Genomic DNA, 20,793 nt, shown 5'->3' with positions numbered 1-20,793 from the left:
CGAACCGTCACTGCTGTCCGGTCGTCACCATCGCCTCGTGGCTTTGGAACTGGCCGAGCGCCTGCGAGAAGCTGCCGTCCTCGTCGCCCACCGTGACCTTCGGCTCGCATTGGGGTGAGCAGGAATAGGTCGTTCGCGCCGCCTGCCGGTAGACGCGCACGGAGCGGTCCTCGCGGCTGGTCACGGTGACGTCGTCGTCCAGAACCACCTCGCCGCCGGCATCGAGCACGACGACATTGGTCATGCCGAAGGAGCGGCCGGTCAGAACCAGCGTTTCGGCGTCGTGGATCGCGACGTCCACGATCGAGGGATTGCCGATGATAATCGTGCCCGCGGCGCGTGGGATCTTGAGGATGCGCGCATGATCCACCGCCACGTCGAGGCCGCCGGCCTTCTCGGCGAAAGCCGGGGCGGCGCCCAGCGCCAGCGCGGCGACGATCAGGAGGGAGGCGAACCGGCGCATGAACACACGAACTCCAGCGGGCGGACCCGGCGGTCCCGATGCGCCATCATGGTTCGATCGACGTTAAGGATAAGTTTCGGGTCTCTGTTTCGGGTCTGTTCAGCATGGTGCTAACGGGCCCCTGCATTAAGGCCTTGTTAAGGATCAATTTTAAGCGAGCCGCAATCGACGCTGCCTAGTCTGACCTCAACCGAACGAGACCAGGGCCGTCCTGATCGTCGGGACCAGATCGCAAACCTCTCGGAGGAGACCTCCCATGACGAAGCTTCTCGCTCGCTTCAAGAAGAACGAATCCGGCGCCACCGCCATCGAGTACGGCCTTCTCGCCGCGCTGATCTCGGTCGCCGTCATCGCTGGCGCCTCGACGCTCGGCCCGAACCTCAAGCAGAAGTTCCTAGATATCAGCACGGCCGTGCAGGGTGCGAAGGTAAGTAATTAATAGTTCTAACTGCTGACTTGTGAGGCCACTCAGGCGGAGGGTTTGGGATGCTCGTTCTGAGCTTGGCTCTCTTCGCCTTTCTGGTCTCCATGGCGGCCGCTATCGTGACCGACCTGTCGACGATGACCATCCCCAACCGTCTGGTTGGGGTGGTCGTCGTCGCCTATGCTTGTCTGGCCCTGGCCTCGGACGCTTCGCTCAGCCTGATCGGCCTGCACGTGCTGACAGGACTCTTCGTCCTTCTTCTCACCTTCGGCGCCTTCGCGCTCGGCTGGATGGGGGGAGGGGACGCCAAGCTGATCGCCGCGACCGCGCTCTGGTTCGGCCCGACGCTCGCCCTGTGGGACTATCTCTTCTTCGCCAGCCTCCTCGGCGGAGCATTAACGCTCACCATTATCCTCGCGCGCGCCTGCCTGCGCCCGACCACCGGCAACACGTCCGTCGATCGGCTTCTCGATCCCGCCGCCGGCGTGCCCTATGGCGTGGCGCTGGGAGCCGCCGGCATTCTCGTGGCCCTGCGCCTGCCCGCGATGCAGTCTGTCCTCGGACTGATCTGACCCCGTGCCAGCTCGATCGTTTGCCACTCGTTAACCATGTCTTGAGAGTTTCCCGCCGATAAAGGGCCAAAGGAGCGGCTGACCGCTCGAAATGGCACGATGTCGGGGGAACGCAATGCGTGTGTCGCGTCTGGCGATTTTTGGAGTGGCGGGTGTCGCTGCCGCCGGCGCCGGCCTCCTGGCGGTCAACCTGGCCGCCCCCCCTCCGCCCGAGCCCGTTCTCATCACCGCCCAGCCGGCCGAACCGCCGATCCGGCTGGTGGAGGTCCTCGCCGCCTCGCGCGACATCGCCATGGGCGAGCGGGTGGACGGCGCGCTCGACTGGGTGCAATGGCCCGAAAGCGCGGTCTCGGCCGCTCTTCTGCGCCGGGACCAGAAGCCCGACGCCATGGAGGAGATCAAGGGTTCGATCGCGCGTCAGGCCTTCTTCACCGGCGAGCCGATCCGCGAAGCCAAGCTGGTGAAGAGCGATCGCGGCTTCCTGTCCGCCATTCTGCCGGAGGGAATGCGCGCCATCGCCGTGCAGATTTCCGCCGACACCTCGGCCGGTGGCTTCATCCTGCCCAACGATCATGTCGACGTCATCATGGCGCGCGAGAAGACGGCGCCGGGGATGCAGCAGCCTGCCAGCATCGAAACCACCACGATCCTGAAGAATCTGCGCGTCCTCGCCATCGACCAGACCGTCGAGGAAAAGGACGGGACGCGCGTCGTGGTCGGCTCCACCGCCACGCTGGAGGTCGACCCGCAGCAGGCCGAAGCCCTGACGGCGGCCTCGCGCATGACCGATCGCCTGATCCTGTCGCTGCGCTCGCTCGCCGATTCCGTGCCCGGTTCGCCCGGCTATGCCCGCTTCCTCCTGGAACAGCAGCAGGCGCCGCAGAAGTCGCAGATCCGCGTGGTTCGCTACGGCAAGACCACCGACATCACCACGAGGAACTGAAGCATGGCGCTCCGTCTTCGCACCCGCTCCACGCGCCGCCTCGCCGCCGCGCTTCAGGCCTCGCTGGCGCTTCCCGCCCTTCTGCCGCTGCCGGCCTTCGCCGAAAGCGCCGTGGTCGCCGTCAACCGTCCGCAGCAGACGATCTCGCTCGGCCTCGACAAGTCCAAGGTCATCGACCTGCCGCGCGACGCGCACGACATCGTCGTGTCCAATCCCGCGGTCGCCGACGCGGTGACGCGCACGGCCCGGCGCATCTACATTTTCGGCAAGCAGATCGGCCAGACCAACATCTTCGTCTTCGACGCCAACGGGCGTGAGATCGCGGTTCTCGACCTCAAGATCGAACGCGACATCTCCGCGCTCGCCTCCACGATCCGCCGTTTCATCCCGACCGCCGACGTGCGGGCCGAGATGCTGAACGACAACGTCATCCTCACCGGCACGGTGGAGAACGCGCAGGACGCGCAGCGGGCCGTCGATCTGGCGAACATCTTCGTCACCGGCGGCGAGGCGACGACGGGCCAGTACATCAAGACCGCGACCTCGGGCGCTTCGGCGGCCGGCAGCGGCGGCGTGGCGATCGGCGGCGTGTCGCAGGCCCAGGAGCGCCGCCAGTCGAGCCAGATCGTCAACCTTCTCCAGATCCAGGGCGAGGACCAGGTCACGCTCAAGGTCACCGTCGCCGAGGTCCAGCGGTCGGTCGTGAAGCAGCTGGGCATTGACGGCACCGGCGTCGGATCGATCGATGGCATGCTGTTCTCGGCGGTCAGCGACAATCCGTTCGGGCTTGGCAAGGCGATTTCCTCGTCGGGGGCTTCGCTCTTCAACACGGGCGATAGCCGCAACGGGATTTCGTCCCAGCTGCGCGCGCTGGAACAGGCCGGCGTGATGCGGACACTGGCCGAGCCGAGCCTGACCGCGATCTCGGGTGAAAGCGCCTCGTTCAAAGTGGGTGGCGAATTTTCCTCGCCCAGCGGGCGAACCGTCACGCCTCCGAAGACCACTTACATCCGCAACGCTGCCGGCGTGATTGTCGATTCGGAAACCCAAGAGGGAACGGTCACGATCGATACGGAAAAGATCGATTACGGCATCGGTCTGGACTTCACGCCCGTCGTCCTGTCTCCCGGCCGTATCAGTCTGAAGATCCGGACGGCCGTCTCCGAGCCGACCTTCGAAAACGCCTTCAATTTCCAGGGATCGGCCGATACGGGAGGATCGCTGACGCTGACTGGCATCCGCAAGCGCCTCGCCGACACGACCGTCGAGCTTCCCTCCGGCGGCTCGCTGGTGATCGCCGGCCTCGTGCGCGACGACGTGCGTCAGGTCGTCTCGGGCTATCCCGGCCTTTCCAAGATCCCGGTGCTCGGCACCCTGTTCCGCTCGCGCGACTTCCAGCGCTACGAGACCGAACTCGTGGTGATCGTCACGCCCTATCTCGTGCGGCCCGTGGCGCGCCAGGATCTGGCCCGGCCGGACGACAATCTGAACTTCTCGTCGGACGGCGCGTCGAACTTCCTCGGCCGCGTGAACCGCGTCTATGGCGCCGCCGACACCCGTCTTCCCCCCGGCCGCTACCACGGCAACGTCGGATACATCTACAAATGACCGAGCGCCGCCGCCTTCTCCCCTCCCGCCTCGCCCGTGTCCTCGTCGCCTCGGCCGTGCCGCTCCTCGTCGGCGGGCTCGCCGGCTGCGCCAACCAGCATGTCGAGGTCGGCGCCGTTCCCGACGACTACCGCACCCGGCACCCGATCACGGTGCGCGAGGCGACCACCGATCTCGACCTCTTCGTCGCCTCGTCCGACACGCGGCTGACCCCGGCCGACCAGAGCCGCATCGAGAGCTTCGCCACGCGCTTTCGCTCCTCGCGCGCGGCGGTGATCCGCGTGCGCTATCCCACCGGCTCGCGCAACGCCGCCGCCGCCCGGCTCATCGCCGACAATGCGGTCACTGTCCTGCGCCACAACGGCGTGCCACGCCAGCGCATCGTCGTCGCGCCCTATCCGGCTGAGGGCGTGGCCGACACGCCGCCGCTGCTTCTGTCCTTCAACGCCGTGGTGGCCGATGTGGCGCCCTGCGGCCGCTGGCCGGACGACCTCGCCGACACGAGCGAGAACCGCAACTACTACAATTTCGGCTGTGCCTCCCAAAGCAATCTCGCGGCGCAGATCGCCGAACCGCGTGATCTCCTCGGGCCGCGCGGCATGAGCGAGATCGATGCGGAGCGCCGCTCCACGGTGATCGAGAAATACCGTCGTGGGGACCGCACGGCCTCCGAGCCGCCCCGGCAAGCGTCCGATTACAACTGGTAGGCCGAGCGATGACCGATCTTCCCTTCGGCGAAATGCCCTACCGCCCGTCCGAGGGCGACATCCGCGAGCGCCTCGACGCGCTGCGCCCGATCCCGCGCATCTCCGTCCAGGCCTTCTGCGAAACCAATGAGGTGAGCGAGGCGATCGAGGCGGCGGCCACCGACCGGCGCATGGTGAAGGCGCATGTGCGCGTCCATGCCGGCGGCATCCGCGCGGCGGTCGAGCATTACGCCTCCGCGCCGACGCCCAATCTCGTGATCCTCGAATCCACGCTGCGGCCGGACGAGCTCCTCGCTGAGCTCGAAGCGCTCGCCGATGTCTGCGATCCCGGCTCCAAGGTCGTGATCGTCGGGCATCACAACGACGTTTCCCTGTATCGCGAGCTGACGCGGCGCGGCGTGTCGGAATACATGCTCGCGCCGGTGCATCTGGCGGATGTCCTCAGCGTCATCTCGCAGCTCTTCGCGACCGAGGGCGCCGATCCGCTCGGGCGCATCGTCGCCTTCGTCGGCGCCAAGGGCGGCGCCGGGGCCTCGACCCTGTGCCACAATGTCGGCTGGACGCTCGCCAAGCTCTTCGGCAACGACGTGCTGCTCGCCGATCTCGACCTGCCCTTCGGCACGGCCAATATCGATTTCGACCGCGACCCGGCGCAGGGCGTGTCCGAGGCGGTGTTCTCGGCCGAGCGCCTGGACGAGGTGTTTCTGGATCGCCTTCTCGTGTCCTGCGCCGAGCACCTGTCGCTCCTGGCCGCCCCCTCGACGCTCGACCGGGACTATGATTTCGATCCCGAGGCCTTCTCGGCCCTGATGGATGCGGCCCAGCGCAGCACGCCGCACGTGGTCCTCGACGTGCCCCATGTCTGGAACGGCTGGACGCGCACCATTCTGGAGCGGGCCGACGAGGTCGTGCTCGTGGCCGAGCCGGATCTGGCCAATCTGCGCAACGCCAAGAACCTCATGGACACGCTGCGCAAGGCCCGGCCGAACGACCGCGCGCCGCGCCTCGTGCTCAACCGCGTCGGCGTTCCCAAGCGCCCCGAGATCGCGCCGGCCGAATTCGCCGAGCCGCTCGGCGTCGAGCTTCTGGCGCAGATCGCCTTCGATCCCCTGATGTTCGGCACCGCCGCCAACACGGGGCGGATGCTGAGCGAACTCGACGGCAAGCACCCGGCCGCGCAGACCTTTTCCGACATGGCGCACACGCTGACCGGCCGCAGCCTCGCCAAAGCCGCCCCGCGTGCCGCCCTGAGCGGCCTGCGCGCGCTGATGCGCCGCCGCTGACGGGGCAGGGGGCCTCGAGGCTCCAGGCCCCGACACCCGACTTCGACGCCGGACCCGGCGTCGCCAGACCTTTGCGAAAGGAACAAACGCGATGTTCGGCAAGCGTGGAAACGAGACGGGCACCCTGGCACGGCCGGCGCCGGCCGCGCCTGCCGTGACCGCTTTGCCGGCGCCCGCGCCCGCGCCCCAGCCGCGCGAGGCGGCTCCGCCCAAGCCCTCCGCCGCCCGGACCCCGCCCAAGCCCGCGCCGGACGCGGCCGTGCCCCTGTCGATGGGCCGGACGCGCTCGGACAGCTATTACGAGACCAAGAGCAAGATCTTCGCCGCGCTGATCGACACGATCGACCTCAGCCAACTCGCCCGGCTCGAAACCGAGATGGCGCGCGAGGAAATCCGCGACATCGTCAACGACATCATCTCGATCAAGAATTTCGCGATGACGATCGCCGAGCAGGAGGACCTGCTCGCCGACATCTGCAACGACGTTCTCGGCTACGGCCCGCTGGAGCCGCTTCTGGTTCGCGACGACATCGCCGACATCATGGTCAACGGCGCGCGCCAGACCTTCATCGAAGTCGGCGGCAAGGTGATCGAGGCGGGAGTGCGCTTTCGCGACAACCAGCAGCTTCTCAACATCTGCCAGCGCATCGTCAGCCAAGTCGGCCGGCGCGTCGACGAATCCTCGCCCATCTGCGACGCGCGCCTGCCGGACGGCTCGCGCGTCAACGTCATCGCCCCGCCGCTCGCCATCGACGGCACGGTGCTGACCATCCGCAAGTTCAAGAAGGACAAGCTGACCCTGCCGCAGCTCGTCGAGTTCGGCGCGATCTCGCCGGAAGGGGCGACGATCCTCGAGATCATCGGCCGGGTGCGCTGCAATGTCGTCATCTCCGGCGGCACGGGCTCGGGCAAGACGACGCTCCTCAACTGCCTGACGCGCTATATCGACGAGGACGAGCGCATCATCACCTGCGAGGACTCGGCCGAACTCCAGCTCCAGCAGCCCCATGTCGTGCGCCTGGAAACGCGCCCGCCCAATATCGAGGGCGAGGGCGAGATCACCATGCGTGATCTCGTCAAGAACTGCCTGCGCATGCGCCCCGAACGCATCATCGTCGGCGAAGTGCGCGGACCGGAGGTCTTCGATCTCCTGCAGGCGATGAACACGGGCCATGACGGCTCGATGGGCACGATCCACGCCAACAGCCCGCGCGAATGCCTGAACCGTATCGAATCCATGATCGCCATGGGCGGCTTCTCGCTGCCGTCCCGCACGGTCAAGGAGATCGTGGTCGGCTCGATCGACGTCATCATCCAGGCCGCGCGCCTGCGCGACGGCTCGCGCCGCATCACCCACATCACCGAGGTCGTGGGCATGGAAGGCGACGTGATCATCACGCAGGACCTCTTCCTCTACGACATTCTGGGCGAGGATTCGCGCGGGCGGCTTCTGGGGCGCCACCGCTCCACCGGCATCGGCCGGCCGGCCTTCTGGGATCGCGCGCGCTACTACAACGAGGAACAGCGCCTCGCCCGCGCGCTCGACGCGGCCGACGTGGAGCGCGCCTCGTGACGACGATCCTCTTCATCTGTCTGGTGGCCCTGTCCACCGGCGCGCTTCTCTACGGCGTGTTGCAGCCCCGCATGGAAGCCGACAAGGCGACGCGCTCGCGCTTCGACCAGTTCGCGGCCTCCGAAAACGACACGGCGCTGCGCCAGGCGGCGCGCGACCGGATGCAGGAGGTCACCAAGCGCCGCAAGACCCTGCAGGCGACGCTGGACGAGCTCGAGGAAAAGAACCGCAAGCGCAACGTCCACCTGCGCAAGCTGACGCTCGAAGCGCGCATCCGGCAGGCCGGTTTCGACTTCCCGCCCCGCACCTATTATCTCGCCAGCGCCGGTTTCGGCCTTTTCGTGTTTCTGCTGATTCTTCTCGTCAGCGGGGCGCCGCTCGTCGCGCTGCTTCTGGGGATCGCGGGCGGGGCCGCCGGCCCGCACTGGTTCCTGGGCTGGCGCCGGGCGCGCCGGCAGCAGCGCTTCACGGACGAATTCGCCAATGCGCTCGACGTCATCGTGCGCGGCATCAAGTCCGGCCTGCCGCTCAACGACACGCTGCGCATGATCTCCAACGAGACGCCCGAGCCGGTGCGCTCGGAATTCGCGCGCGTCGTGGAAGCCCTGCAGATGGGCTCGCCGCTCACCGAGGCGGTGAACCGGCTCTATATCAGCATGCCCATGCCCGAGACGAACTTCTTCGCCATCGTCGTGGCGATCCAGTCGCAATCGGGCGGCAACCTTGCGGAAGCCCTCGGCAACCTGTCGCGCGTCTTGCGCGAGCGCCGCAAGATGAAGGGCAAGATCAAGGCCATGTCGATGGAGGCCAAGGCCTCGGCCTACATTATCGGCTCCCTGCCGATCATCGTCGGCGTTCTCGTCTACCTGACCTCGCCCGACTACATTTCCGTGCTCTTCACCGATCCCAAAGGCCACATGATCCTCCTGGGCTCCGCGATGTGGATGCTGTGCGGCATCCTGGTGATGCGCAAGATGATCAATTTCGACTTCTAAACGAAAGGTTCGGCCATGGACGCCGTGTTCCAGATGATCGGCCTGTCCAGCCAGACCGTGCTCGGCCTGCTCGTGGCGGTCGCCATGTTCGGCTGCCTCCTGTCGGTGGTGCTGCCGCTTCTCTCGGGACACGAGATGAAGAGCCGCATGAAGTCCGTGGCGCTGGAGCGCGATCAGGTTCGCGCGCGCGAGCGCGCCCGCATGGCGAACGAGCGGGACGGGGGCCGCGTGACCCTGCGCAAGCAGGCCGATCGCTCCTTTGCGGCCAAGGTCGTGGAGGCGCTGGACCTGCGCAAGGCGCTGCTCGACGAGGCGACCACGACCAAGCTGCGCATCGCGGGCTTTCGCACCCATCGCGCCCTGACCTTGTTTCTGTTCTGCCGCGCGATCCTGCCGCTCGTGTTCGGCCTCTTCGTGGCCTTCTACGTCTTCGGCTTGGGGATGATGGCCGACCGCGCCTTCTTCGTGCGCTTCTTCATCTGCATCCTGGCCGCCTATGCGGGCTTCTACGCCCCGCTGATCTTCGTCAGCAACGCCAGCAAGAAGCGGGCGCAGTCGATCACGCGGGCCTGGCCCGACGCGCTCGACCTGCTTCTGATCTGCGTGGAATCGGGCAATGCGATCGAGGCCGCCTTCCGGCGCGTGGCCGACGAGATCGGCCTTCAGTCCGTGCCGCTCGCCGAGGAAATGGTGCTGGTCTGCGCCGAGCTGTCCTATCTGCCGGACCGCAAGCAGGCCTACGAGAACCTCATCGCGCGCACCGGGCTGGAATCGGTGCGCTCCGTCTGCACCGCGCTGATCCAGGCCGAGCGCTACGGCACGCCGCTCGGCGTCGCCCTGCGCACGCTCTCGCAGGAAAGCCGCGACCAGCGCATGACGGCGGCCGAAGGCAAGGCGGCGGCCCTGCCGCCCAAACTCACCGTGCCGATGATGGTGTTCTTCCTGCCGGTTCTCTTCGCGGTGATCATCGGCCCGGCCATCATCAAGGTCATGCCGATGATGTAAGGGCCGGCGCCCGGCCCGATCGGCCCCGTTGGATCAGCTCCGGCGCTCGCTCTTCAGCTCGCTCCACGTGTTGCGCTGGGCCAGCATCTGCTTGAGATAGGCGACGTTCGCCTCCGCCTCGTCGGGCGAGAGCACGTTGGAGGCGATCGTCTCGGCTTCCTTGAAGCGGCCCTGAAGACCGACCGCGAGTGCCAGGTTCTGGCGCACGCGCGGATCGGCTCCGGGCTGCGCGGCGGCACGGCTGAGATAGGTCTCGGCGCTCTTCGGATCGTTCTGGAGAAGCCGGGACATGCCGAGATTGGACAGGATCGCAGGCTCGTTCGGCTGCAGCGTCAGCGCCTTCTCGTAGAGAATGCGGGCCTTGTCGGACTGGCCGAGCTGATCGAGGATCGCGCCTTCCGCCGACAGGAGGCGCCAGTCGGGCCGGTCCGGCGTCTGCGCCCGGCGGATCGTGTCGAGGGCTTTCGGCAGATCGCCCGCCGCCGCCAGCGCCTTGCCATAGGCGCCGAGCACGTCGCGGTCGTTCGGATGGCTGATCGCCACCTGCTGCATCACGGCCAGCGACTGGTCGTTGCGACCGGCCGTCTGCAAGGCGGCGGCATAGGCCAAGCCGACATCCTTGTTCTTGGGGTCCCGCTCGTAGGAGGCGCCATAGATGCGGATCGCGCCGTTCAGCTCGTCCGCCGTCATGCTGGCGGGGTCGCGATGGGGCGGCGCCTCGCCGCGCGGGGCGATCGATCCCGTGTGCAGGCCGCGCGAGCTCTGCATGCAGCCGCTCGCCGCCGTCAGCGCCAGAAACAGGACCGCGATCGTGCCGTGCCTTGCGTGGCGGCTCCGGCAGGCGTAGGTCGGCGCGGCGTCGCCCTGTTCGGCTCGCGCGAGCGGTCGCTTCGATTGGCGCATCGGCTATCCCGTTTCCCGTCCCGCTGCGGATGGGGCCGAGCGGGTCATCTTTCGTTAACCCCTACGTCCCGTTCATTTCGCGGGGCTGACGTTCGCGAGCTTTCCATGACCGACCGCCTCCTTTCCGCATCCCTCAATGCCAAGCCCGTTCACGCGGTGGGCGAGGGCGAGCTGGACCGCCTGCCCGCGGCGGCCCGCCCCTGGCTCGAGGCCACGGGCTTTGCGGCGGGCGCCGGCGCGGTGGCGCTGCTGCCGGGCGAGACGGGGGCGGGCGAGACGGGACCGGCGGGCGCGGTGCTGGGGCTCGGCGCCGGGGGCTCCAGCGCGGCGCAGCGCGCGCTTCTGGCCGGCGCGCTCGCGCAGGCGCTGCCCGAGGGCGACTGGGCGCTCGACGCGGCCGCCGGGCTCGACCCCGATCTCGCCGCGCTCGGCTTCCTCCTCGGCTCCTACCGGTTCGAGCGCTACCTGTCGAAGCCCGCCAAGCCCGGCGCGCGGCTCGCGCTGCCGGCGGGCGCCGACGAAGCCTTCGTGCGGCTCGCCGCCGAGAGCGTCTTCCTGGTGCGCGATCTCATCAACACGCCCACCAACGATCTTCTTCCCGACGGCATCGAAGCGGCGGTGCGGCGCGTGGCGGCCGAGTTCGGCGCCGAGGTGAGCGTGACCGAGGGCGACGCGCTTCTGGCCGCCAATCTGCCGATGATCCACGCGGTCGGCCGCGCCTCCAGCGTCGCGCCGCGCCTCATCGACCTCACCTGGGGCCCGGTCGATGCGCCGCGCGTCACGCTGGTCGGCAAGGGTGTCGCCTTCGACACGGGCGGCCTCGACATCAAGCCGGCCTCCGGCATGCTCCTGATGAAGAAGGACATGGGCGGCGCGGCCAATGTGCTGGGCCTCGCGCGCCTCGTGATGGGCTCGAAACTTCCCGTTCGCCTGCGCGTCCTGATCCCGGCGGTCGAGAACGCGATTTCCGCCAACAGCTTCCGCCCCGGCGACATCCTGCGCAGCCGGCTCGGCAAGAGCGTCGAGATCGGCAACACGGACGCCGAAGGGCGCCTGATCCTCGCCGACGCCTTGGCGCTCGCCGACGAGGAGGCGCCCGAGATCCTCATCGACATGGCGACGCTGACGGGCGCGGCGCGCGTCGCGCTCGGGCCGGACCTGCCGCCCTTCTTCACCGACGACGAGACGCTGGCGGGCGAGATCGCGGCGGCCGCCGTCGCGCTCCACGACCCGCTCTGGCGCCTGCCGCTCTGGAAGCCCTATGCCAGGAACCTCGCCTCCAAGGTGGCCGACATCAACAACGTGACCTCGGACGGTTTCGCCGGCTCCGTCACGGCGGCGCTCTTCCTGCAGGGCTTCGTGTCGAAGGCGCAGGCTTGGGCGCATTTCGACGTCTATGGCTGGCGCCCGCAGGCCGGGCCGACCGGGCCGGCGGGGGGCGAGGCGCAGGGCATCCGCGCCCTGTTCCAGGTCTTCGCGGACCGCTACAGGCGGTCTTGAAACCGCCCGAAAGTGCCCGGACCCTGAGCCGGGCGCGCGGCATCGGGCGAATCGGCGCCCCTTGAGGGGCCGTATGGGAATCGACATCAAGCCGGCGCAGGCCTTGCGCCTGCTCTATCGCAACGCCATTCTCCAGGCGCAGCATCCCGGGCTCGATCTCACGGCCCGACAGACGGCGATCCTCCTGTCGATTTATCTCGACCCGCCGCCGCACACGGTGCGCGGGCTGGCGGAAAAGCTGCAAGTGGCCAAGCCCGTGGTGACGCGGGCGCTTGATTCGATGGGGCGCATGAATCTTCTCGAACGCCAGCGCGACCCGAGCGATCTGCGCAACGTCCTCGTCCGCCGCACGGTGGAAGGCAGCCAGTTCGTCTCCGAAATGGCCGATCGGCTGGTGAGCGAAGCGGGGGCGCTGGCGCGATGACGGCTCCGCTCGACCCTCGCCTCCACGCCCACCGCCCCGATCTCGCCGACGCGCGCCTGCGCGGCCGCGTCGAGGCCGAGCGTTTCGTGGAAGGCGCGCTCGCCCATGTCGCCATGCCCGTCGCCGACCTGCGCCGCCGCCCCTCCGCCGACGCGCCTCTGGAAACGCAGGCGCTCTACGGCGAAGCGGTGCGCGTCTTCGAGGAAACCGGTGAGGGCTGGAGCTGGGTGCAGCTCGAATCCGACGGCTATGTCGGCTGGGCGCCGTCCGTCACGCTTCTGTCCGGCGCGCCGCCGGAGCCGACCCACCGCATCTGCGTCCGTCGCACGCTCGTGTTTCCGGGGCCGGACATCAAGCGCCCGCCCATGCACGACCTGCCGCTCGGCGCGCGCCTTCGCGTGCGCGGGGAGGCGAGCGATCACAACGCGACCTATGGGCTGATCGCGCCCTTCGGCGCCGTGGTGGTGCAGCACATGAAGCCGGCGACGGCCTACGACACGGATTTCGCCGGCGTCGCGGAAGGCTTTCTCGGCGTCGCCTATCTCTGGGGCGGCAAGTCGGCGCTCGGCATCGACTGCTCGGGCCTCGTGCAGGTCGCGCTCGACGCCTGCGGCGTGAGGGCCCCGCGTGACACCGATCTTCAGATGGCGATGGGCGAGGCCGTGCCCGAGGGGGCGCCGCTCCGGCGCGGCGACCTCGTGTTCTGGCGCGGCCATGTCGGCATCATGCTGGACGCGGCGCGGCTTCTCCACGCCAACGCCCATCACATGATGACGGCGATCGAACCGCTCGCCGAGGCCGTCTCGCGGATGGAAGGCAAGGGCGTGCCCGTCGCCGCCATCCGACGCTTGCCTGGTCTTCAGTAACCGGCCGAACGGTCCACGAGGTTGACCAGCGGCTCGCCGCGCCGGTGGGCCGCGATCTGCCTGACGATGATCGGGGCCAGCGCCTCCGGGTCGGACGAGGCGGCCGCATGCGGCGTGACGAAGACGCGCGGATGGCGCCAGAGCGCGCTATCGGGCGACAGCGGCTCGCGCTCGAACACGTCGAGCGAGGCTTCCATCAGGCGGTTGTCGTTCAGCGCGCGCAGAATGGCAGAATCCACCTGCAACCCGCCGCGCCCGGCATTGATGAGAACCGGCGTGCCGAGCGGCGTTTCGCGCTTCAGGCGCGACAGGAAGGCGTCGTCGATGAGGCCGCGCGTGTCGGCCGTGAGCGGCAGAAGCACGACGAGAATGTCGCTTTTCGAGAGGATCGCCCCGAGCCCGTCCTCGCCGTGGAAGGTCTCGACGCCTTCGACCTGCTTCTCGCGCCGGCTCCAGCCCGCGACCTTGAAGCCGAGAAGGCGCAGCTTCTCGGCCGCGTCCCGCCCGAGTTCGCCAAGGCCGAGAATGCCGACCTGGATGTCGGCGGCCGCCGGCTGGCGGCGCTCGTTCCACAGGCGGGCGGCCTGCTGCGCGCGATAGACCATGCCGCGGCGATGATGGTCGAGCACCCGCCATACGACATATTCGCTCATGCGCGCGGTGAGGTCGTCGGCGACGATGCGCACGATCGGCACGTCCGGCACGGTGCGGTCGGCGAGGATGTGATCGACGCCCGCGCCGAGCGAGAACACGGCCTTAAGATTGGGCAGCGCTTCCAGAACGCCCGGCGGCTGCTTCCACACGACGGCGTAGCGGATCGCGGGATCGGCGGCCTGCGCCGGGCGCAGCGTGATCGTCTCGCCGGGGGCCGCGGCGAGCATGGCGTCCTGCCAGCGGGTGGGGTCGAAACCGGTGACGGAAAGAAGGATGCTCATAAGGGATACTCTTCAGGGCAGCGTTCGAAACGGAACCAGACAGCGCCGCGAAGCCTGAGCCGAACGGGTGCTCGGGGTTCGCGGCCGCGATTCGGTCAGTCGGCCGGCTCGGCGGCGTCGCGCAGGAGGCGCGCCCGCGCCCGGCCGTGGCGGGCGAACCAATGCGCGGCCGAGACGAGGAAGCCGTTCTCGATCGAGCCGGCGTCCACCGCCTCGATCAGGGCGTCCACCGGCGCGCGAATGGCGAGGATGTCCTCCTGCTCGTCCAGCTTGCCGCCCTCGCCGTTCAGCGTCTCGGCATCCACCAGCGCCAGAAAGAAGCTCGCGATCTCGTCGCTGAGGCCGGGGGAGGAGAGAATGGCGTAGGCCGGCGCGATGGCCTGCGCCACGAGCCCGGTTTCCTCTTCCAGCTCGCGCCGGGCGGCCTGAATGGCGTCCTCGCCCTCGTCCACGAGCCCCGCCGGCAGTTCCAGCGCCGCCGCCTTGCCCGACGTCAGCGCCGCGCCGATGCGGAACTGGCGGATCACCACGATCTCGTCGCGGGCGGGATCATAGGGAATGACGATCGCGGCATGGCCCGAGCGCAGGATCTCGCGCCGCGCGGTCAGGCCCTCAGGCCGGGCGAGCGGAGCGTGGCGCACGGTCACCGAGTCCAATGGACGAAAGCCCGGATACAGCCGCTCGTCCTTTTCCACGGTGAAGTCGAGCGGCTGGTCCTCCAGCCGGTGACGATAGGTGTCGCTCATTCCGAAACCTCTTGGGCGCCCGCCGCCTCGATGCGGAAGGCCGCCGCCATCAGCGCCTTGGTATAGTCGGTCTTGGGATTGTCGAAGATCTCGTCCGACGAGCCGCGCTCCACCACATGCCCGCCGCGCATGACGATCACCTCGTTGGCGAGCGCACGCACCACTTTCAGATCGTGGCTGATGAAGAGATAGGCCAGATCATGCTTGCGCTGGAGATCGCGCAGGAGATCGACGACCTGCGCCTGGACGCTCATGTCGAGCGCCGAGGTCGGCTCGTCCAGCATCACGAAGCGCGGATTCAGCACCATGGCGCGGGCGATCGCGATGCGCTGGCGCTGGCCGCCCGAGAACTCGTGCGGATAGCGGAAGCGCGTCGCGGGATCGAGCCCGACCTCGCTCAGCGCCGAGACGACGCGCCGGTCCCGCTCCTCGGCGGAAAGCGCGGGCTGATGGACCCGCAACCCTTCCGCGATGATGTCGCCCACCGCCATGCGCGGCGACAGCGAGCCGAACGGGTCCTGAAACACGATCTGGACGCGGTCCCGCAGCGGGCGCATCGCCTTGAAGGAGCGATCGTCGATCCGCTCGCCGTCGAAGCGGATTTCGCCTTTGCTCGCGATCATGCGGCAGAGCGCGAGGCCGAGCGTCGTCTTGCCCGAGCCCGACTCGCCGACGACGCCGACCGTCTGCCCGGCGCGGACCGTGATGTCGATCCCGTCCACCGCCTTCACATGGTCGGACACGCGGCGGAACAGGCCGCTGCGCACGGGGAACCAGACCTTGACGTCGCGACCTTCCATGACGACCGGCGCATTGGCGTTGGCCGCCGGCGGCCGGCCCTTGGGCTCGGCCGCCAGGAGATGGCGCGTATAGGGATGCTGCGGATTGGCGAAGATCTCGGCGGTCGGTCCGGTCTCCACGATCTCGCCCTTGGTCATCACGCAGACCCGGTCCGCGATGCGCCGGACGATGCCGAGATCGTGGGTGATGAAGAGAAGGCCCATCTGCCGCTCTTCCTGAAGCGTCTTCAGGAGTTCCAGAATCTGGGCCTGAACCGTGACGTCGAGCGCCGTGGTCGGCTCGTCGGCGATCAGAAGGTCGGGCTCGTTGGCGAGCGCCATCGCGATCATGACGCGCTGGCGCTGGCCGCCCGACAGCTGGTGCGGATAGGCGCCGAGGCGCTTTTCGGGGTCGCGGATGCCGACCTGACGCAGAAGCTCCAGCGTGCGCTCGCGCGCGGCGCGGTCCGACAGGCCGCGATGCACCTTCATGACCTCGCCGATCTGCCGCTCGATCGTGTGGAGCGGGTTCAGGGAGGACATGGGCTCCTGGAAGATCATCGAGATCTTGTTGCCGCGCACGGCGCGCAGCGCCTCGTCCGGGGCGTGGATCAGGTCCTGCCCGTCATAAAGCACCTGGCCGCCCGGATGGCTGGCGGCGGGATAGGGCAGGAGCTTCAGGATCGACAGGGCCGAGACCGACTTGCCCGATCCCGATTCGCCGACGAGCGCCACCGTCTCGCCCTTGGCGATGGAAAAGGACACGCCCTTCACGGCGAGGCTGGTGGCTCCGCCTTGGGAAAAGGCGACCTGAAGGCCGCGCACGTCGAGAAGGGCGGGGGAGGAGGTGACGGCTGGGGGCAAGGCGGTCTCCTCAGACGGGACGGGGCGTCGGTTCGCCGGGCGCCGGAGCGGCCCCGTGCGAAGCGGACAGGTCGGGATTGGCGGAGGGGCGGACCCCCGCCCTGTTTCTGTGGTCGTGCCCGTGCCGGTGGTCCTGCGCATGGTCGTGCGAGTGATCGTGCCCGTGCGTTCGATCGTGCGCGTGATCATGAGGATGCGCATGGCCATGGCCATGGCCATGGTCATGGTCATGGTCGGCGATCGCGCCGTCGGCGCAGATGTCGCTCTCGACCTCCACCGTGGCATGGCCGATCGCGAACTCCTCGCGCAGGACGCGCTTCACCGCGCGCACCACGGCCGGCCCGTCCGCGCCGGGGGCGAGGCAGGCATGGAGCGTCGCGGCGCGGCGCTTGGGCGTGATCATCCAGACATGGACGTGATGCACGTCGGCCAGACCTTCGACGCGGCGACCGAGCCGCTCGGCGACGTTCGCGCCATCGATCCCGGCGGGCGAGCCTTCCAGCAGCACATGGGCGGATTCGCGCACGAGCCGCCAGGCATTGCCGAGAATCAGGAGGCAGACCAGAACCGAGAGGATCGGGTCGATCGGCGTCCAGCCGGTGCTCCAGATCACGATCGAGGCGATGATCGCGGCGACCGAGCCGAGCATGTCGCCGAGAACGTGCAGCAGCGCGCCGCGCCGGTTCAAATCCTCCTTGTCGCCCCCGTGCAGGACGAAGAAGGCGGCGATGTTGACGAGAAGACCGGCGACGGCGACCACGAACATCGGGCCGGCCAGGATCGGCGCGGGGTCTTCGAGGCGGCGCCACGCCTCGTAGATGATGAAGCCGGCGATGCCGAAGAGCACGAGGCCGTTGGAATAGGCGACGAGGATCTGGAAGCGGTCATAGCCGAAGGATCGGCGCGCGTCGGCCGGGCGCCGCGCCATGCGGATGGCGACATAAGCGAGCGCCAGACCCGCGAAATCCACGAGCATGTGCCCGGCATCGGCGAGAAGCGCGAGCGAGCCGGAGATCCAGCCGCCGACCGCCTCCACCACCATGAACGTGCCGGTGAGCGCGGCGGCGATGGCGAGGCTGCGCTCGCTCGCATGGGCGGCGTGGTCGTGCCCGCCGGGTCCGTGCGAATGGCCGTGGCCGCCAGGATCGTGCGCGCCGTGGGAGTGGTCGTGATGCGCGCTCATGACCGCAGCCTTTCCGCCGCCTCGACGATGGAGAGCCGTTCGATCGGCCCCTTGTCGCGCAGGCGCTTGTCGTTCGAAACCAGAAACGCGCAGCCCGAAAGCCGGGCCGTCGCCAGATGGATCATGTCGGGCAGCTTCGCGTTGATCGCAGCCCGCAGCCGAGCGCTCTCGCGCAGGATCTCGCGGTCCACGGGAAGCGTTTCGACCAGCCCGTCCGGCGCCAGAAGCGCCTCGTAGATGGCGACGAGATCGGACGTACTCTCGGCGATCGGCTTCGGCAGCACCTCGGCCAGCGTCAACTCGCTCGTGACGAAGCGGCGACCTCGGGCCCTCAGCCCGCGCACGAGGCGCAGGAAATCCGCATCCGGGCCTTCCACGGACCCGATCAGGATATTGGCGTCGAGATAGACGGCAGGCGCCATCGGGTCAGTCCCACTCGTCCCGAAGCGCCCGCACGCGCGCGACCGCTTCCTCGGAGGTGACGTGACGCGTGTTGGCGCTCTGATAGGCGTCGATCCGGCGGAACAGGTCGGACCAGTCGTCCTCGCTTTCCTCCACCGTCACGGTCACCCGATGCCCCGTCTCGATCCCGCCCCGCAGTTCCTCGGGCAGGTTCTCGACGGGATAGTCCTCGATCACGATCCGCTTGTGTTCGCCCATGTCACGTCACCGGAAGCTCTTGCGAGGGTCGAAGGCGTCGCGCACCGCCTCGCCGATGAAGACGAGCAGCGACAGCATGAGAGATAGGACGACGAAGCCCGAAATCCCGAGCCAGGGCGCCTGGAGATTGTTGCGGCCCTGCGCCAGGAGCTCGCCGAGCGAGGGCGAGCCGGGCGGCAGGCCGAAGCCGAGGAAGTCGAGCGAGGTCAGCGTCGTGATCGAGCCGTTGAGGATGAAGGGCAGGAAGGTCAGCGTCGCGACCATGGCGTTGGGCAGGAGATGGCGGCCCATGATGGTCCAGTCGCCGACGCCGAGCGCGCGGGCCGCGTTCACATATTCGAAGTTGCGCGCCCGCAGGAACTCGGCGCGCACGACGCCCACGAACGAGACCCAGGAGAAGAGCAGCATGATGCCCAGCAGGATCCAGAAGCCGGGCGGCAGGATCGCGGCGACGATCAGAAGCAGGTAGAGGACCGGGATCGAGCTCCAGATCTCGATGAAGCGCTGGAAGATCAGGTCCACCCAGCCGCCGAAATAGCCCTGCACCGCGCCGGCGAAGACGCCGATCACCGCCGAGGCGGCGGTCAGGATCAGGCCGAACAGGACCGAGACGCGGAAGCCGTAGATGAGGCGGGCGAGCACGTCGCGCGCCTGATCGTCGGTGCCGAGCCAGTTCCAGTTGCCGATCGTGCAGTTCGGATCGTTCACCCCCAACGGATAGCGCGCGCAGCGCTCCTCCTTGGAGAAGGTCCAGGAGGGCGGGGCGGGGGCGGGAACCGGGATCTCGTTGTTCACGCTCGCATAGGAATAGCGGATCGGCGGCCAGACCATCCAGCCATTGGCCGCGACCTCCTCCTGGATGAACGGATCGCGGTAGTTGGTGACAGGCAGGAAGCCGCCGAAGACCTCTTCGGGATAGTCCTTGAAGATCGGCGCGTAATACTCGCCCTTGTAGGAGATGAGGATCGGCCGGTCGTTGGCGACGAACTCGGCGCCGAGCGTCACCACGAAGAGCACGAGGAAGATCCAGAGCGACCACCAGCCGCGCCGATGCGCCTTGAAGTTCTGCCAGCGGCGCTGGTTGAGCGGCGACAGGCGGGGCGGGCGCAGCGTTTCGACGGGCGGCGCCATCTGCGCCAGCGTGCTCGTGTCGGCCCTGGCGTCCGCGGCCTTGACGATCTCGGGCGGGCTGTCGGGAGAATGCGCCATGGATCAGACCTCCCGCCGCATGGCCGAGCCGGAAAACCGGGTTCCACTTTTCCGGGCCATGCTCAAACCTCCCGCCGCTCGAAATCGATGCGCGGATCGATCCAGGTATAGGTGAGGTCGGAGATCAGCGTGGTGACGAGGCCGATCAGCGAGAAGATGTAGAGGGTCGCGAAGACCACCGGATAATCCCGCTTGTAGATGCTCTCGAAGGAGAGAAGGCCGAGACCGTCGAGCGAGAAGATCGTCTCGATCAGGAGCGAGCCGGAGAAGAAGGCCGAGATGAAGGCGCCCGGGAAGCCCGCGACGATGATCAGCATGGCGTTGCGGAAGACGTGGCCGTAGAGGACGCGGCGCTCGGTCAGGCCCTTGGCGCGCGCGGTCGTCACGTATTGCTTGCGGATTTCGTCGAGAAACGAGTTCTTGGTGAGAAGCGTCGTGGTGGCGAAGGCCGAGAGCGACAGCGCGATGAGCGGCAGCGTCAGGTGCCAGAAATAGTCGACGATCCGCTCCGGCCAGGAGAGCTGCGCCCAGTTGTCGGAGGTCAGGCCCCGCAGCGGGAACCAGTCGAGAAACGAGCCGCCGGCAAAGAGCACGATCAAGAGGACCGCGAAGAGAAAGCCCGGGATCGCATAGGCGACGATGATCACCGCGCTCGTCCAGGTGTCGAAGCGCGAGCCTTCCTTCAGCGCCTTGCGGATGCCGAGCGGGATCGAGATGATGTAGGACAGAAGCGTGATCCAGAGCCCGAGCGAGATCGAGACCGGCAGCTTCTGGATGATGAGGTCCACGACCGTGGCGTTGGAAAAGAAGCTCGTGCCGAAATCGAAGCGGGCATAGTTCCAGATCATCTCGCCGAAGCGCTCATAGGCCGGCTTGTCGAAGCCGAACTGCACCTCCAGCCGCTTGATGAATTCGGGGTCGAGCCCCTGCGCGCCGCGATAGCCCGACGTCTCGCCCCCTTGCGCCGCCATGTCGCCGCCGCCACCCCCGCCGAGCCGGTCGGCCGCGCCGCCGCCCTGGCCCTGAAGCCCGGCGATGACCTGCTCCACCGGGCCGCCCGGCGCGAACTGGATGACCACAAAGGAAACGAGCATGATCCCGAACAGGGTCGGGATCATCAATGCCAGACGTCGAAGGATGTAGGCGGCCAT

Annotated in this window: 22 protein-coding genes; 12 read left to right on the top strand and 10 right to left on the bottom strand. The window is 68.1% G+C overall.

Annotated features, from left to right (window positions below):
* Window positions 1-7: 7 nt before the first annotated feature.
* The gene (locus B146_RS25545; protein WP_019996115.1) at window positions 8-463 is read right to left on the bottom strand and encodes a pilus assembly protein N-terminal domain-containing protein; all 456 of its coding nucleotides are present in this window, start codon (window positions 461-463) and stop codon (window positions 8-10) included.
* A gap of 256 nt (window positions 464-719) precedes the next feature.
* On the opposite strand from B146_RS25545, the gene B146_RS0109040 reads away from it, so the two are divergent.
* From B146_RS0109040 to B146_RS0109000, 9 genes are all read left to right on the top strand, one after another.
* On the top strand, window positions 720-902 hold the full coding sequence (locus B146_RS0109040; protein WP_019996114.1) for a Flp family type IVb pilin: 183 nt from the start codon (window positions 720-722) through the stop codon (window positions 900-902).
* A 47-nt stretch (window positions 903-949) separates the two neighbouring features.
* Window positions 950-1,459 (top strand): A24 family peptidase, encoded by a 510-nt coding sequence (locus B146_RS0109035; protein ID WP_019996113.1) that lies wholly within the window; start codon window positions 950-952, stop codon window positions 1,457-1,459.
* Between the two features lie 145 nt (window positions 1,460-1,604).
* Window positions 1,605-2,402, top strand: coding sequence for a Flp pilus assembly protein CpaB (gene cpaB / locus B146_RS0109030; protein WP_244498174.1), 798 nt, complete (start codon window positions 1,605-1,607; stop codon window positions 2,400-2,402).
* Window positions 2,403-2,405: 3 nt separating this feature from the next.
* Window positions 2,406-4,010 (top strand): type II and III secretion system protein family protein, encoded by a 1,605-nt coding sequence (locus tag B146_RS0109025; RefSeq protein ID WP_019996111.1) that lies wholly within the window; start codon window positions 2,406-2,408, stop codon window positions 4,008-4,010.
* Window positions 4,007-4,717, top strand: a complete 711-nt coding sequence (locus B146_RS0109020; protein WP_019996110.1) for a CpaD family pilus assembly protein — start codon at window positions 4,007-4,009, stop codon at window positions 4,715-4,717. Before B146_RS0109025 ends, B146_RS0109020 begins: the two co-directional genes overlap by 4 nt.
* A gap of 8 nt (window positions 4,718-4,725) precedes the next feature.
* Window positions 4,726-6,000, top strand: coding sequence for an AAA family ATPase (locus B146_RS0109015; protein ID WP_019996109.1), 1,275 nt, complete (start codon window positions 4,726-4,728; stop codon window positions 5,998-6,000).
* Between the two features lie 91 nt (window positions 6,001-6,091).
* A complete protein-coding gene (locus B146_RS0109010) occupies window positions 6,092-7,573 on the top strand; it encodes a CpaF family protein (protein ID WP_019996108.1) in 1,482 nt (493 codons plus the stop codon).
* Window positions 7,570-8,568, top strand: a complete 999-nt coding sequence (locus B146_RS0109005) for a type II secretion system F family protein (protein WP_019996107.1) — start codon at window positions 7,570-7,572, stop codon at window positions 8,566-8,568. Before B146_RS0109010 ends, B146_RS0109005 begins: the two co-directional genes overlap by 4 nt.
* 15 nt (window positions 8,569-8,583) lie before the next feature.
* Window positions 8,584-9,573, top strand: a complete 990-nt coding sequence (locus B146_RS0109000; protein WP_019996106.1) for a type II secretion system F family protein — start codon at window positions 8,584-8,586, stop codon at window positions 9,571-9,573.
* Between the two features lie 33 nt (window positions 9,574-9,606).
* On the opposite strand, the gene B146_RS0108995 is transcribed toward B146_RS0109000, so the two are convergent.
* Complete coding sequence (locus B146_RS0108995; RefSeq protein WP_019996105.1) at window positions 9,607-10,476, bottom strand: tetratricopeptide repeat protein; 870 nt, start codon at window positions 10,474-10,476, stop codon at window positions 9,607-9,609.
* Window positions 10,477-10,581: 105 nt separating this feature from the next.
* Between B146_RS0108995 and B146_RS0108990 the strand changes: the two genes are divergently transcribed.
* From B146_RS0108990 to B146_RS0108980, 3 genes are all read left to right on the top strand, one after another.
* Window positions 10,582-11,976, top strand: coding sequence for a leucyl aminopeptidase family protein (locus B146_RS0108990; protein ID WP_019996104.1), 1,395 nt, complete (start codon window positions 10,582-10,584; stop codon window positions 11,974-11,976).
* 73 nt (window positions 11,977-12,049) lie between these two features.
* Window positions 12,050-12,400 (top strand): MarR family transcriptional regulator, encoded by a 351-nt coding sequence (locus tag B146_RS0108985; RefSeq protein WP_019996103.1) that lies wholly within the window; start codon window positions 12,050-12,052, stop codon window positions 12,398-12,400.
* Window positions 12,397-13,266 carry a C40 family peptidase gene (locus B146_RS0108980; protein WP_019996102.1) on the top strand — a complete coding sequence of 290 codons (870 nt, stop codon included), beginning with the start codon at window positions 12,397-12,399 and terminating at the stop codon, window positions 13,264-13,266. Before B146_RS0108985 ends, B146_RS0108980 begins: the two co-directional genes overlap by 4 nt.
* Here B146_RS0108980 and B146_RS0108975 read toward each other — a convergent pair.
* The 8 genes from B146_RS0108975 to B146_RS0108940 form a co-directional block, all read right to left on the bottom strand.
* Window positions 13,260-14,201 carry a 2-hydroxyacid dehydrogenase gene (locus B146_RS0108975; RefSeq protein WP_019996101.1) on the bottom strand — a complete coding sequence of 314 codons (942 nt, stop codon included), beginning with the start codon at window positions 14,199-14,201 and terminating at the stop codon, window positions 13,260-13,262. The genes B146_RS0108980 and B146_RS0108975 overlap by 7 nt on opposite strands.
* 95 nt (window positions 14,202-14,296) lie before the next feature.
* The gene (locus B146_RS0108970) at window positions 14,297-14,947 is read right to left on the bottom strand and encodes an NUDIX domain-containing protein (protein WP_019996100.1); all 651 of its coding nucleotides are present in this window, start codon (window positions 14,945-14,947) and stop codon (window positions 14,297-14,299) included.
* Complete coding sequence (locus B146_RS0108965) at window positions 14,944-16,590, bottom strand: ABC transporter ATP-binding protein (RefSeq protein WP_019996099.1); 1,647 nt, start codon at window positions 16,588-16,590, stop codon at window positions 14,944-14,946. Before B146_RS0108965 ends, B146_RS0108970 begins: the two co-directional genes overlap by 4 nt.
* 10 nt (window positions 16,591-16,600) lie before the next feature.
* Window positions 16,601-17,773, bottom strand: coding sequence for a cation diffusion facilitator family transporter (locus B146_RS30070; protein ID WP_019996098.1), 1,173 nt, complete (start codon window positions 17,771-17,773; stop codon window positions 16,601-16,603).
* Entirely contained in the window at window positions 17,770-18,195 is a 426-nt protein-coding gene (locus B146_RS0108955) for a type II toxin-antitoxin system VapC family toxin (protein ID WP_019996097.1), read from the bottom strand. The genes B146_RS30070 and B146_RS0108955 overlap by 4 nt, the downstream gene beginning before the upstream one ends.
* A gap of 4 nt (window positions 18,196-18,199) precedes the next feature.
* The gene (locus B146_RS25540; RefSeq protein WP_019996096.1) at window positions 18,200-18,433 is read right to left on the bottom strand and encodes a hypothetical protein; all 234 of its coding nucleotides are present in this window, start codon (window positions 18,431-18,433) and stop codon (window positions 18,200-18,202) included.
* Between the two features lie 6 nt (window positions 18,434-18,439).
* Window positions 18,440-19,564, bottom strand: coding sequence for an ABC transporter permease (locus B146_RS0108945; protein ID WP_026358467.1), 1,125 nt, complete (start codon window positions 19,562-19,564; stop codon window positions 18,440-18,442).
* A gap of 140 nt (window positions 19,565-19,704) precedes the next feature.
* Window positions 19,705-20,793, bottom strand: a complete 1,089-nt coding sequence (locus B146_RS0108940) for a microcin C ABC transporter permease YejB (RefSeq protein ID WP_019996094.1) — start codon at window positions 20,791-20,793, stop codon at window positions 19,705-19,707.

Source organism: Aureimonas ureilytica DSM 18598 = NBRC 106430 (assembly GCF_000382705.1).
In the GTDB taxonomy this organism is placed as follows: domain Bacteria; phylum Pseudomonadota; class Alphaproteobacteria; order Rhizobiales; family Rhizobiaceae; genus Aureimonas; species Aureimonas ureilytica.
The sequence above is the reverse complement of the archived record's forward strand: the minus strand, read 5'-3'. Positions and strand labels throughout refer to the sequence as shown.

Bases quoted from the DNA above. Each gene is read 5' to 3' on its own strand.
- B146_RS0108985 (WP_019996103.1), top strand. From the start codon at position 12,050: ATGGGAATCGACATCAAGCCGGCGCAGGCCTTGCGCCTGCTCTATCGC.
- B146_RS0108975 (WP_019996101.1), bottom strand. From the start codon at position 14,201: ATGAGCATCCTTCTTTCCGTCACCGGTTTCGACCCCACCCGCTGGCAG.
- B146_RS25540 (WP_019996096.1), bottom strand. From the start codon at position 18,433: ATGGGCGAACACAAGCGGATCGTGATCGAGGACTATCCCGTCGAGAAC.
- B146_RS0108955 (WP_019996097.1), bottom strand. From the start codon at position 18,195: ATGGCGCCTGCCGTCTATCTCGACGCCAATATCCTGATCGGGTCCGTG.
- B146_RS0108970 (WP_019996100.1), bottom strand. From the start codon at position 14,947: ATGAGCGACACCTATCGTCACCGGCTGGAGGACCAGCCGCTCGACTTC.
- B146_RS0108945 (WP_026358467.1), bottom strand. From the start codon at position 19,564: ATGGCGCCGCCCGTCGAAACGCTGCGCCCGCCCCGCCTGTCGCCGCTC.
- B146_RS0109010 (WP_019996108.1), top strand. From the start codon at position 6,092: ATGTTCGGCAAGCGTGGAAACGAGACGGGCACCCTGGCACGGCCGGCG.
- B146_RS0109000 (WP_019996106.1), top strand. From the start codon at position 8,584: ATGGACGCCGTGTTCCAGATGATCGGCCTGTCCAGCCAGACCGTGCTC.
- B146_RS0108990 (WP_019996104.1), top strand. From the start codon at position 10,582: ATGACCGACCGCCTCCTTTCCGCATCCCTCAATGCCAAGCCCGTTCAC.
- B146_RS0109035 (WP_019996113.1), top strand. From the start codon at position 950: ATGCTCGTTCTGAGCTTGGCTCTCTTCGCCTTTCTGGTCTCCATGGCG.
- B146_RS0108980 (WP_019996102.1), top strand. From the start codon at position 12,397: ATGACGGCTCCGCTCGACCCTCGCCTCCACGCCCACCGCCCCGATCTC.
- B146_RS25545 (WP_019996115.1), bottom strand. From the start codon at position 463: ATGCGCCGGTTCGCCTCCCTCCTGATCGTCGCCGCGCTGGCGCTGGGC.
- B146_RS0109040 (WP_019996114.1), top strand. From the start codon at position 720: ATGACGAAGCTTCTCGCTCGCTTCAAGAAGAACGAATCCGGCGCCACC.
- B146_RS0109015 (WP_019996109.1), top strand. From the start codon at position 4,726: ATGACCGATCTTCCCTTCGGCGAAATGCCCTACCGCCCGTCCGAGGGC.
- B146_RS30070 (WP_019996098.1), bottom strand. From the start codon at position 17,773: ATGAGCGCGCATCACGACCACTCCCACGGCGCGCACGATCCTGGCGGC.
- B146_RS0109025 (WP_019996111.1), top strand. From the start codon at position 2,406: ATGGCGCTCCGTCTTCGCACCCGCTCCACGCGCCGCCTCGCCGCCGCG.
- B146_RS0108940 (WP_019996094.1), bottom strand. From the start codon at position 20,793: ATGGCCGCCTACATCCTTCGACGTCTGGCATTGATGATCCCGACCCTG.
- B146_RS0108995 (WP_019996105.1), bottom strand. From the start codon at position 10,476: ATGCGCCAATCGAAGCGACCGCTCGCGCGAGCCGAACAGGGCGACGCC.
- B146_RS0109020 (WP_019996110.1), top strand. From the start codon at position 4,007: ATGACCGAGCGCCGCCGCCTTCTCCCCTCCCGCCTCGCCCGTGTCCTC.